This is a genomic window from Nocardia sp. NPDC050710, from assembly GCF_040654375.1.
Taxonomy (GTDB): domain Bacteria; phylum Actinomycetota; class Actinomycetes; order Mycobacteriales; family Mycobacteriaceae; genus Nocardia.
In genome coordinates this window covers 1-11,214 of sequence record NZ_JBFAHV010000051.1, presented here as the reverse complement: position 1 = coordinate 11,214, position 11,214 = coordinate 1, and the positions used below count along the sequence as shown (strand labels likewise).

Here is an 11,214-nt window from a genome sequence, read left to right as displayed (position 1 = left end):
TCGGTCACGAACACCAACCGAGAACTACGCGACCGGCATCACTGACCTCCTACCCACGAGTTCACTCACACACGCGACATCGCGTCGCACCCACAAGTTCTGATCATTGCTCGCTTTCAGGCCACCCCATGCTCGTCCTCGAGGTGCTCGAATGCGCTGATCCAGAAACCGGACTCCGCCCAGCTGTACATCGTCACCGATTCGCTCAGCTCGCGTAGGACCGTGGCCGGTTCCTCACCGTCCTTCAACCGGGCGAGGTACCGGGTCAACATGCCCACCGCCCCGGCCAACTCGGCGAGCGAGTCGAAGGCGCGGCCGCGGTAGCCGTCACCGTGGTCCCACCCGCTCGGGTCATAAACGTCCACGACACCGAGCTCGCCATCGAGCATCAAGGTGTAGTCGTTGCCGTAGACGCCGAATCCGTAGCAGTACTTCACCGGAGTGGAGTCATCATCGGGCTCACGGCGACCGAACAGCTCATCGGGGTCCTCCTCCCACAAACCTTGTGCAGGCAGGTCTGAGGAGTCGAAGCGGACGGCACCCAGGGACACCGCCGGGTACCCGATCGTCGAGAGAAACCTTCGGCTTTCCTCGTGCCGCAACCCCTCGGGAAGTTCCGCCGGGCGCCATACCGAATCCGCCCCGACGCACGATTCCAACCACTCCGCCGTGGGCCGGGCTGCGGCCGCGTCGATATCCGTCATGCCGACATTGAAGCGTGTACGCATGACGACCGTTTCAAATGCCCCCACGACTGGGACGCCACAACTTCCCTGCGCAACCTCGCGGCATCAGATTGATCGAGTCGGCATCAGTTCGGCAGAGTCCGGAAGCAAACACTGCCCAAGCCGAGAAAGCAGCACAAACAGAGCTACAAAACCTGCCCCGATTTTGCGGCTAACAGGGACGGAGATCCGCAAGCTCATCGGGACATCCCGGCCCCAGGCAAAGCGGGCGAGCGATCCGACGAAGCGGGCCTCTCTCAGGCTTTCCACCTCCGCATACGAAAGGTCCCGGCAACTGGTGTTGCCGGGACCTTCGCTGGTGTCCGGAGGGGGACTTGAACCCCCACGCCCGATAAAGGGCACTAGCACCTCAAGCTAGCGCGTCTGCCATTCCGCCACCCGGACCGGTGATGCTCAGCAAGGTTAACGGATGTGGCGGCCGAGACCAAATCGCGGTACAAACCGCACGTTGCCGCGGGTTTCTGCCGGGTCGGCCGGGCGTTTGCTGGATGGCCGGGGTCGGCGGCGATAACGGGCACCGACCCCGGGCTGCCGATTGGTCAGCGCAGCTCTTCGAAGGTCCGCTCGAAGGCGAGGGCGCCGTGGCCGTCGGCCACCTGGCGGTCGATGAGGTTCTTGACCGGGCCGATCACATCCAGCGCGACTCCGGCGTCACGGCTGGCCTGGACGATGGCGTCCAACGCCGCCTTCTGGAAGGACAGGTGCTGTACGTCGGTGGTGTATTCGCCCGAGTCGATCACCCGGCCGTATTCCGGCAAGCCCTGGGCCATCGCGGTGATCCATGGGACCGCCCGCTCAGCGAAGGCGCTCGCCGAAATACCCGCCGAACGCATCATCGCCGCACCATGCATGAACCCGGCGAACATCAGGTACATATTGGCGAGCAGCGCGAAATCGTAGGTCGCGCCCAGTCCCGCGTCCTCGCCGAAATAGTCTGCCGCGGCTAGCAATTCGAGCGCGGGACGGTTGTTGTCGAACACCGACTCGGAGCCGCTGTAGAGGATTGATGCGCCGGGCTTCCCGATCATCGAGGGCACCGCCATGATCCCGCCGTCGAGGTACTCGATGCCGTGGCGTGTCGCCCACGCCGCGAGTTCCCTGGACTGCTCCGGGGATGTGCTGGTGAGATTGACCAGCGATCGACCCGCCAGCCGATCGACGACCGGATCGAGTGTCTCGTGCACCGAGGCGTGGTCGAGCAGCACCGCGACGATGAGCTCGCTCGCCTCGACGGCCTCCGCGATCGAGGCCGCACCCGTGGCGCCCGCCGCGATCAGTTCGGTATCCCTGCCGGGGGTCCGGTTCCACACCGTCGTCGGGTGGCCGCCCTTGGAGAAGGCTGCCGCCAACTCCTTGCCCATCGCGCCGAGTCCGAGGACCGTCACCGAGGTGTGCTGGGTCGTCGCCATTGTGAGTCAACTCCTTTGGGTTTCGAGAACTTCGTGGTCAGCGCGCTGAAACCCAGGTTGCTCTTTGCCGTGGAACCCGACAAGTACCTACTATTTGGTCGGGTACTTACCAATTGGTGTGTGAACAGGCAGCGAGGTCGTGCGATGGGTGAAAAGAGATCCGGGCCATATTTTTGTGGTATCGACGCGGCGATGGATGTGGTCGGCGGCAAGTGGAAGGCCCTCATCCTCTGGGAGCTGGAGGAGAACGGCGTGCGCCGCTTCGGTGAACTCCGCCGCGGGCTGCCCGGCGTCTCCGAGAAGATGCTCATCCAGCAGCTGCGCGAGCTCGAAGAGGATGGCATCGTCACCCGGGAGGTCTTCCCCGAGATCCCGCCGCGCGTGGAATACGAACTCACCGAACTCGGCGCGGCCCTCAACACCGCCCTGCGACCGCTCGGCGCCTGGGGCCGTGATCGCATCGACCGCATCGGCGCCGCCCGCGTCCACATCACCGCCTGACCCGCGATTGGCTTTCCGGGCCGAACTCCGTCTAAGATTCCACATCGCGGGTGACGCACCACGAAGTCGCCTGTGAGACAAGAGAACACATCCACCGGTCCGGGTGGCGGAATGGCAGACGCGCTAGCTTGAGGTGCTAGTGCCCTTTATCGGGCGTGGGGGTTCAAGTCCCCCTCCGGACACAGTCAGTAGGCCAACCTGTGGTCGCAGGGTCGGCACCGGCTTCCAGGGCGGCGCGGTGTTTGGCGAGTTCGCGGTCGCATTCGGTGATCGAGCGTTGCAGCAGGTTCGGTGTCGCCATCGCGTCGGGTTGGGCGGCTTCGAGTTGGGTGAGTGTGTGTTCGACTCGTACGGGTTCGAACATCTCCGCGAGCCAGGTGTCGATGAGGTCGATGAGTGTGAATTTTGACGTGATGTTGGTGGCGCGTGGTGTTCGGCTGCCGTAGTGCACAATCGGGTGTATGGCACGATCTCTGCCCCAGGGCGAATCGCTTCTGGTGCGTACGGACTTCACCGACGACGCGGCCTGGGCCCAAACCCTCGCGGCTGTCATCGCGTCCTACGACGAAGACACGATGACAGAGCTGACACCCGTCGACGACGTGACCTTCGACGGGCTGACCCCCGCCGACCTAGGTGATCTGGTTGATGGCCAGACCTATGTGTTCCTCGCCGACACCACCACGATGACCGACCCCGAGCACCCACTGCTGGCGGTCGATACCAGCGACGAGGACGTCCGAGGGGACGGCGACCCGGTGTTCCGGATCGCGCCGATCGCGATGGCCGAGGTCGAGGTCAACTTCTTCCTCTCCAACATGGACTTCGAGGACTACGCCAACAGCGTCGACGACGACGGTGTTTTCCGCGGCTTCGATCGGTGAACGCGGCCGGCACTCATGACCGGCCACAGGTCCATTCCTGTGGAGCTATGGATGGACACACGACAGGGCCGGTACCAGCCGCCCACAGCTGCACGTACTTCCAGCGTTGGGTAACCGGCCGCCACCGGTAACACCGATCGCGCGGATTCGGATCAACAGGTCGTCGTCGGGGCTCGTGTCTGTCGGCGGCCAGTTGGAATTCCCCACTGGCGGCCACTTAGCGGGGAGCTATCTGGCCGCCATGGCGACCCCACTACAGAAATGGGCCGCCGACAGATGGCGGTATGCGGCTACATGAGCGGACGTTGGCCTACCCCCGGCTACTGAGCCGGGTCTGTGGCGGCATCTCTTCTTCGGTCGAGGTTGTCACCAACGCGGGTCAGTAGGTGCTTCAACGTGTCGATCTCCTCGGCGGTGAAACCCGCGACGGCCCGGCGGTCGAGAGCGGCAAGGCGGTCGTGCGCATCGGTTAATCGCGTGTCGGTTGCCGAGGTCAACGCGATCGTCTGGCTGCGCGCGTCATGGGGGTTGGGTGTGCGACGAACGAGCCCGTCGCGGTCCATGCGGGCGAGCAACTGTGCCATGGACGGTTGCTCCATACCGGTGGCCTCCGCGAGCTCTTCCGGGTGAGTTCCTTGCCGTCGTGCAGCAGCGCGATCACCGGCACCTGGGCGTAGCGGAGGCCGAGTGGTTTGAGTGCGATGTCGCCGTCGCGAGCGAATGCGCGGGAGGCTCGATTGATCAGCTGAGCCAGGCTGGGTGTGGTAGGTAGGGAATCGGGATCCGGAGGAGTTGGGCTGACGTGCCGGGGTGAACCAGCGGTCTTCACTCGTCGCTACCTGTTCACGGTGAGCAGCACCGGGCATTGGGGTATCTCGATGGGACAGCCCGCCGAATCGAGGGTGGCCGCCAACGGCCCGAGATAGCCTCGGGCCGTTGATCTTCGGATTGTCGCATCTGGCCGCCGGCAGGGGTGCCGACAGCATCGTCGGTGACGAAGTCCAGCTGGGGACTTCGAATATGCCGCTACTTGACCGAGTTGGCCAACCGGTCGGCATAGGGGGCGGTGAATTTTCCGACAATGGGAAGCTCCGCGCGGACACCGCCGGTGTTGTTCGCCTGGACCATGGCCATGATCCAGACGACGACCGCGAAGACCGCGACTGCGAGTCCGGCAAGGCTGAAGATGATCCCCAGGACTCCGAGGAGCGAGCCGACGATGCTCAGAACGATATTGACCACCGAGACCGCCCCGAAGAAGACGATCGATTGCGAGGCATGGAATTTCACATCGGGATCGTTCTTTCCCACGAATAGGAAGATGATTCCGGTGAGCCACCCCAGTGCGTACGACAGGATCGCGCTGGTCTTTTTGTCCAAGCCAGCGGACTGCGGTTGGTTCGTGGGAGGTTGAGAAGATGTCATGGGGTAAGAGTAGATGCCGCGGGCGCCACCTACCGATCCCAGGTTTCAGCACGAACCCACAGGTCGCGGGCCGTAGCCACCTGAAGGTCGCCTGCCCCGCGCCGGCCAGTTCGATCAGCGCGGCATCGCGGCACCACCGGATGTTCGGCCTCGAACTCGCCGATGCCAGGCTCCGCGATGTTACTGAGCGCTGTCCGGCCGCAAGCAGACCGAGAACCGCTCGACGCCTGGATCCGTCTGGCCCAAGGATGTCGCGGTGTAACCAAGGGCTATGTAGAAGCCCACGATTTCGCGGTCGGTTTCGGCGACCGAGACCCGGCCCGGGCGTCGGCTTGCGACGACGGTCAGCAGTTGTCTTGCGATGCCACGGCGGCGGTGGGCGGTGTGGGTGGCGATGTGCAGCGGGACGATTCGGTCGTCGTGGGCTTCGTAACCGACAACGCCCACCATCCGATCGGCGACGGTCGCGGCGATGAGCGCGACCGTGGGGTCGTCGCGGTAGCGGCGCATGACTGCCTCCGGCCGTCCGGACTGACCGCCCGCGGCGGTCGAGAGAAGTTCGACAACACCTCGGTCATCCACCTGGGCCGAATGGAAACGAACCATGGGTAGACGCTGACCGGGCTGGACAACCCCCCGCGAGGGCCGTCGACGAAGGTGCGGTCGCGACACGAGATCACAAGTTGCCCAACAAGCTTCAAGTTCCGGACCGTCCGGTTCGCGCCATTACAGGTGTGGTCGATCCGCGGCGATGTCTGCTCCAACTGGGCTGGGCAGGATGGCTTCATGAATGTCTACGCGCGGATATGGTGTCTGCGTCACGCCGAATCGGAAAATGTTGTCGCGGGTGTAGCCGGAGTAGTGCCGATGTCACCGTTGACATCCCGCGGGTTCCGCCAGGCCGCGTCAGCAGCCCGCGCGCTGGGCGACGAGCCGATCACCAGCGTCTATTGCAGCACTGCGCTACGCACGCAGCAAACCGCCGCAGCCCTGCTGGTAGGCCGCAAGATCGACATTGTGACGTTACCCGAGTTGGCCGAGGTCGGGATTGGCGCGGCCGAGGCCGCCGCCGATCCTGGTGTCCGGCAGCAGACCGCTGCGGTGTTGCGGAGTTGGATAGTCGACCAGCAACTCGAGCGACGAGTAGCAGACGGTGAATCGGGATCAGAGGTATTGGCTCGGATGACTACCGCCTTGGAGCAGATCGCGCGGGACCATGATGGTGAGTCTGTTGTGCTCGTCGGTCATGTGGCGAGCATGAGTGTGACGTTCGCGCAGCTTTGCGGTCTCGGCGCGCGGGTTTGGGGTATTCCTTTGCCGCATGCTGTGCCGTTTCTCGTCGAGCGGAACTCCAAATCCTGGCACTGCCGATCCTGGCCCACATAACTGGCCCACCGGAAGTCCCGATCATCGTGGCAGGACACACTGTAATGCCGCGATGACCCGATCACACTGATCTGCCGCAACAACCTCGCCCGCACCTACGCCCAGACAGGGCGACTCGGTGAGGCGATCCCTCCGAGCGCACCCTCACCGACACCGAACGTGCCGTCGGCCCGAAACCAACTCCTGCGCCGCGGCGTCCACAAAAGCATTGCGGCACTGGAGAAAGGCGTCCGCGAGCCGTCGCGGTCACCACCAACGGTTACAAGACGATGCAGGTATGGGACCTGACCACCGGCAATCCGGTCTGCCGCCTGGTGACCGACGCCGCCCATGAGGTGCTGGTTTGGCCAGCGCGACCATGCCCCGCGGGCAGGCCGTCCGCCGTCGCCGGTGGCAACGACAACACGGTACGGGTGTGGGACCTGACCACCGGTGCGGCGGTCGGCCCGCCTATGACCGGTCACACCGGACCAGTGTTGGCTGTCGCCACCGCCATCCTTCCGGACAAGCGACTCGTCGCGGTCACCCGTGGCTACGACAGCACCGTGCGGGGGTGGGACCTCGCCACCGCGACTCCGATTGGCGGGCCGTTGACCGGCCACACCAACGGGGTGGTCGCGCTCGCCCTTGGCCACCGCCACCCTTCCAGGTGGGCGAGTCGTCGCGGTCACCGGCGGCTACGACAGCATCGTGCGGGTGTGGGACCTCACCACCACCGCACTGAATAGCCGAGCCCGACGTGGAGGTGGTGGCCACCGCTCACTGGCCGGACGGGCGGGTGATAGTCACCGTAGGTGACTACGAGACCGTACGAGCATGGGACCTCGCCACCGGCATCCCACTCAGCTCGCCATTGATCCACCCCGACGGAGTGCTTTCGGTCGCAACCGCGACACTTCCGGGCGGGCGAACCGTTGCGGTCACCGGCGGCCACAACGGCATCGTCCGGATGTGGGATCCCGTCACCGCCACCTCGCTCGGCGAGGTGGCGGACAACGGCGACACCGGCGAGGTGCGAGCGCTCGCCACCGCCGCGCTCGCGGACGGGCGAGTGGTCGCGGTCACCGGCAGCTACGACGCCACCGGGCCAGGCCGGTGCTCCTCGACGCGCCAAGAGCTGCTGGACGCGCTCGCCGCCGATCGCGCCGTCATACTGCGCCGGGTGTAGTGGTCCACCGACGCACATCGCGATGGAGATCCGGGGCATGCACCCGGCAGCTGACCTAACGCCGCCGCATCGGTGGCACATGAGTGTGGCAAATACATAGCGGACCGATTCACCAATTTCGGACAAACCGCACATAATCGCAATGCAACTATCGCATGTTAACAACTTGGCAGAATTTATACCGAATTGCGCATCTCGACATTGCGATTCCATGGATTTATATATTTTGTGGTCATTCGAGCCGGGGCCGAAGGCCTATGCGCTGCACCACGTTACATTATGCCGTCTGATGCATAGATGCTATCGAGGGGTGGATCAAGATCACCGCTCGCCACCCTTCCGAATTCGAAGATAATTTCACGGCACGACTTCGGAATCGGGCTATACATACACGAACTATCCAGCTTAGACTGGCCGTGGTCGGGATAGAGGAAAGTTCAATCAATGACCGTTCCGCCGACACAGCTCCATCCCGAGCAGGGATGGAGCGAAGATACCGAGCCGGGCGTGTCAGCAATACCGCGAGTGCCGCTGTCGGCCGGGCAGCGGGGGTTGTGGCTGGCACAGAAATTGAGTCCGGATGTGCCGATATCCGAGGCACAGTACATCGAGTTGCGTGGAGATCTCGACGTCGATCTGCTACGCGAAGCATCGATTCGAGCAGGCCACGAGCTCCAGTCCGGATACCTGCGGCTGGTAGAGGTCGACGGCGAGCCGTACCAGGTGTTCGACCCGTCGCTCGAGTCGCCGACGACGGTGATGGATATGCGCGGCGAACCGGATCCCATCGCGGCGGGCTTGGAGTGGATGCGTCGGGACTACACCAAGCCGCTCGACATGACGCGGGACCGCTTGTTCGGATCGGCGGTTGTGCAGGTCGGGGACCAGCATTACCTGCTGTACAGCCGAATCCACCACGTCGCGATGGACGGCTATGCCGGAATGATGAACCTGAACCGCATCGCGGCGCTGTACGCGGCGGCGGTGCAGGGCCGGACCGCAGAGCCGTACCGGGCGGCCGATGTGCCCGCGCTGTACGAGGCCGACCGCAGCTATCGGGAGTCGAAGCGGTTCACCGACGATCAGGAATATTGGCTGAACAAGCTCGCCGACGCCGGCGACGAGTCCAGTCTGGTCACCGGGCATGCACCCGCCCGCGCGGACAGTACGGTCGCGAAGGCCGAACTTTCGCCGATGATGGTGCAGCGGATCGAGCATGCCGCGAAAGCGTTGAACGCGAGCCCGGCCGCGGTGGTGATCGCCGCATTCGGCTGCTATCTGGCCCGCATGACCGGCCGAGACGACGTCATAGTCAACATTCCCGTATCGGGGCGCACGAACGCGGTACTGCGACGGTCCGGCGGGATGTTCGTCAATGTCGCACCCCTTCCGCTCACCCTCGATTCGGGCGACACCGTGGCGACACTGACGCGGCGGGTGCAGTCCGATCTGGTCGGGGCATTGCGGCACCAGCGGTGCGGCCTGACCGACATTCGTGCCGCCGCCGGATACCACGGCGGACAGCGGCGCTTCGCGGGCCCGGTGGTGAATGTCATGTTCTTCCACCAGGACTTCCGGCTCGGATCGGTGTCCGGGGAGTTTCATATCCTCAGCTCGGGGCCGGTCGACGATCTGCTGATCGACCTGTATCAAACCGGAGACCCGCCGCGGACGATCCTGCACTTCCTGGCCAATCCCAACCTCTATACCGACTCCGAACTCTCGGCGCATTGCACCAGATTCATGGAGTTCCTCGACGCGTTCGCCGCCGCGCCGGACACTGCACTCGACCAGGTTCACCCCGAAAGCGCCCGCGACGGCGCCCGGATCAAGCGCCGCCGTGCGAACCTGGCGTTCTGGCGGGCCACGCTCGCGGACCTGCCCGGGGAGCTTCGTCTGCCATTCGACCGGCCGCGGTCTGCGGTACCGTCGAACGTAGGTGCCACTGCGAGCTACCCGTTGCGCGCCGATCTGATTGCGGCATTGGAACGGTATGCGCGGCAACATAATTCCTCGCTGTTCACGGCGATACATGGCACAGTGGCGGTCCTGCTCGCCCGGTTGAGCGGCACCACCGACATTCCGATCAGCACACCGGCCACCGGGCGCGCTGTGGCCGCGCTCGACGATGTCGCCGACGAGTTCGCCGATACCGTGGTACTGCGGACCGAGATCGATCTCGATGAATCCTTCGCCGACCTGCTCGATCGCGTCGAACAAGCCGATCTGGACGCCTTCCAACATGCCGATGTTCCGTTCGAGCAGATGGTGGACGAACTCGTCCCGCAGTGGTCTCGGTCCCGGCATCCGCTGTTTCAGGTGATGTTGGCGTTGCGGAATCCGGCGCCCGATCCCGAGCCGCCGGTGGTCGATCTGTCCGACGAGGCGTCTCACTTCGACCTGCGGTTCCTGGTGTCGGCCGACAGCGGCGATGTGACTGTCGCGGTCACCTACGCCACCGGCCTGTTCGATGCCGCAACGATCGATTCTCTTGCGTACCGGTGGATTCGGATCCTCGAATCGATAGCCGTCGATCCAACCGTTCCGGTCGGGGCGATCGATGTACTCGATCCTGCCGAGCGAGCCGATCTGCTGACCCGGTCCGGCGCGCCCCCGGCACCATCGACCACGCTGGCCGACCTACTGACGGCAGCAGTCGCATTCGATCCCGACGCCACCGCGATCGTGTGCGACGAACAACAGCTGAGTTATCGGGAGCTGGATGAACGCTCCAGCCGGTTGGCACGGCAGCTCATCCGACGTGGCATCGGACCGGAAGACGTTGTCGCGATCAGCATCCCACGTTCGACGGACTCGGTGCTCGCGGTGTGGGCCGTCGCGAAATCGGGGGCCGCCTTCCTGCCGGTCGACCCGACCTATCCCGCCGAGCGCATCACCCACATGATGACCGATTCGAACGCGGCCATCGGCCTGACCGTGACAGCGGTACGCCCACAACTACCCGACAGTATGGAGTGGCTGATATCGGACGATCTCGACGCGTCCGGCGACCGGCCCAACACCGACGACAGTCGGCCCGTCACCGACAGCGACCGGGTTCGTCCGTTGCGGATCGACGATATCGCCTATGTCATCTACACCTCCGGATCGACCGGGCTGCCCAAGGGTGTCGCGGTCACCCACCGCGGACTGGGCAACTGCGCCGCAGAGCACCGGGCTGCCATGGGTATCGAACCCGGCTCCCGCGCGCTACATCTGGCTTCACCGAGCTTCGATGTGTCGGTCCTCGAGTTGCTGTTGCCGCTGCCCGCTGGCGCGGCCATGGTCATCGCACCCAATGACGTCTACGGCGGGGATGAACTCGCCGCACTACTCGACCGCGAACACATCAGCCACCTCCTCATCACACCATCGGCACTGTCCACCATCGACGACACCCGCTGGCCACTACCGGATCTGAAGTATCTGATGGTCGGCGGCGAGGACTACGGCAGCGAGTTGGTCCAACGCTGGGGCGGCGACCGTATCGTGCTCAACGAATACGGACCAACCGAAACCACCATCTCCGCGACGCTGAGCGCCCCGCTGGCAGCGGGTGAGTTGGTCACGATCGGCAGGCCGATCCGCGGTGCCTCGGCATGGGTGTTGGATCAGCGGCTGCAACCGGTTCCGGTTGGGGTGGCCGGTGAGTTGTACCTCGCGGGTGATCTCCTCGCCCGTGGATACCACCACCG

Annotated in this window: 11 protein-coding genes and 2 tRNA genes; 7 read left to right on the top strand and 6 right to left on the bottom strand. The window is 64.5% G+C overall.

The window, feature by feature from the left end:
* Positions 1 to 116 precede the first annotated feature (116 nt).
* The 3 genes from AB0H61_RS38695 to AB0H61_RS38685 all read right to left on the bottom strand — a co-directional run bounded on the left by AB0H61_RS38695 (position 117) and on the right by AB0H61_RS38685 (position 2,155).
* Positions 117 to 704, bottom strand: a complete 588-nt coding sequence (locus AB0H61_RS38695) for a hypothetical protein (protein ID WP_357313827.1) — start codon at positions 702 to 704, stop codon at positions 117 to 119.
* A 338-nt stretch (positions 705 to 1,042) separates the two neighbouring features.
* Positions 1,043 to 1,130, bottom strand: a tRNA-Leu gene (locus AB0H61_RS38690).
* 155 nt (positions 1,131 to 1,285) lie between these two features.
* Complete coding sequence (locus AB0H61_RS38685; RefSeq protein ID WP_357313825.1) at positions 1,286 to 2,155, bottom strand: NAD(P)-binding domain-containing protein; 870 nt, start codon at positions 2,153 to 2,155, stop codon at positions 1,286 to 1,288.
* A gap of 144 nt (positions 2,156 to 2,299) precedes the next feature.
* Between AB0H61_RS38685 and AB0H61_RS38680 the strand changes: the two genes are divergently transcribed.
* From AB0H61_RS38680 to AB0H61_RS38670, 3 genes are all read left to right on the top strand, one after another.
* On the top strand, positions 2,300 to 2,656 hold the full coding sequence (locus tag AB0H61_RS38680) for a helix-turn-helix domain-containing protein (protein WP_357313822.1): 357 nt from the start codon (positions 2,300 to 2,302) through the stop codon (positions 2,654 to 2,656).
* Positions 2,657 to 2,753: 97 nt separating this feature from the next.
* Positions 2,754 to 2,838, top strand: a tRNA-Leu gene (locus AB0H61_RS38675).
* Between the two features lie 279 nt (positions 2,839 to 3,117).
* Positions 3,118 to 3,540, top strand: a complete 423-nt coding sequence (locus AB0H61_RS38670; protein WP_357313820.1) for a hypothetical protein — start codon at positions 3,118 to 3,120, stop codon at positions 3,538 to 3,540.
* A gap of 320 nt (positions 3,541 to 3,860) precedes the next feature.
* Here AB0H61_RS38670 and AB0H61_RS38665 read toward each other — a convergent pair whose 3' ends face one another.
* The 3 genes from AB0H61_RS38665 to AB0H61_RS38655 all read right to left on the bottom strand — a co-directional run bounded on the left by AB0H61_RS38665 (position 3,861) and on the right by AB0H61_RS38655 (position 5,571).
* Positions 3,861 to 4,406, bottom strand: coding sequence for a MarR family winged helix-turn-helix transcriptional regulator (locus AB0H61_RS38665; protein ID WP_357313833.1), 546 nt, complete (start codon positions 4,404 to 4,406; stop codon positions 3,861 to 3,863).
* Between the two features lie 160 nt (positions 4,407 to 4,566).
* On the bottom strand, positions 4,567 to 4,965 hold the full coding sequence (locus AB0H61_RS38660) for a DUF4870 domain-containing protein (protein ID WP_357313818.1): 399 nt from the start codon (positions 4,963 to 4,965) through the stop codon (positions 4,567 to 4,569).
* 180 nt (positions 4,966 to 5,145) lie between these two features.
* Positions 5,146 to 5,571, bottom strand: coding sequence for a GNAT family N-acetyltransferase (locus tag AB0H61_RS38655; RefSeq protein WP_357313815.1), 426 nt, complete (start codon positions 5,569 to 5,571; stop codon positions 5,146 to 5,148).
* A gap of 180 nt (positions 5,572 to 5,751) precedes the next feature.
* Here AB0H61_RS38655 and AB0H61_RS38650 point away from each other — a divergent pair, with 180 nt between their 5' ends.
* From AB0H61_RS38650 to AB0H61_RS38635, 4 genes are all read left to right on the top strand, one after another.
* Positions 5,752 to 6,351 carry a histidine phosphatase family protein gene (locus tag AB0H61_RS38650; RefSeq protein ID WP_357313830.1) on the top strand — a complete coding sequence of 200 codons (600 nt, stop codon included), beginning with the start codon at positions 5,752 to 5,754 and terminating at the stop codon, positions 6,349 to 6,351.
* A gap of 269 nt (positions 6,352 to 6,620) precedes the next feature.
* Positions 6,621 to 7,079, top strand: coding sequence for a hypothetical protein (locus tag AB0H61_RS38645; RefSeq protein WP_357313812.1), 459 nt, complete (start codon positions 6,621 to 6,623; stop codon positions 7,077 to 7,079).
* Between the two features lie 20 nt (positions 7,080 to 7,099).
* A complete protein-coding gene (locus AB0H61_RS38640; protein ID WP_357313809.1) occupies positions 7,100 to 7,519 on the top strand; it encodes a hypothetical protein in 420 nt (139 codons plus the stop codon).
* 444 nt (positions 7,520 to 7,963) lie between these two features.
* A partial coding sequence (locus tag AB0H61_RS38635; RefSeq protein WP_357313807.1) for a condensation domain-containing protein occupies positions 7,964 to 11,214 on the top strand: 3,251 nt, incomplete at its 3' end.

Coding starts and splice junctions, on each gene's coding strand:
- AB0H61_RS38695 (WP_357313827.1), bottom strand. CDS start 704: ATGACGGATATCGACGCGGCCGCAGCCCGGCCCACGGCGGAGTGGTTG.
- AB0H61_RS38685 (WP_357313825.1), bottom strand. CDS start 2,155: ATGGCGACGACCCAGCACACCTCGGTGACGGTCCTCGGACTCGGCGCG.
- AB0H61_RS38680 (WP_357313822.1), top strand. CDS start 2,300: ATGGGTGAAAAGAGATCCGGGCCATATTTTTGTGGTATCGACGCGGCG.
- AB0H61_RS38670 (WP_357313820.1), top strand. CDS start 3,118: ATGGCACGATCTCTGCCCCAGGGCGAATCGCTTCTGGTGCGTACGGAC.
- AB0H61_RS38665 (WP_357313833.1), bottom strand. CDS start 4,406: ATGCCCGGTGCTGCTCACCGTGAACAGGTAGCGACGAGTGAAGACCGC.
- AB0H61_RS38660 (WP_357313818.1), bottom strand. CDS start 4,965: ATGACATCTTCTCAACCTCCCACGAACCAACCGCAGTCCGCTGGCTTG.
- AB0H61_RS38655 (WP_357313815.1), bottom strand. CDS start 5,571: ATGGTTCGTTTCCATTCGGCCCAGGTGGATGACCGAGGTGTTGTCGAA.
- AB0H61_RS38650 (WP_357313830.1), top strand. CDS start 5,752: ATGAATGTCTACGCGCGGATATGGTGTCTGCGTCACGCCGAATCGGAA.
- AB0H61_RS38645 (WP_357313812.1), top strand. CDS start 6,621: ATGCAGGTATGGGACCTGACCACCGGCAATCCGGTCTGCCGCCTGGTG.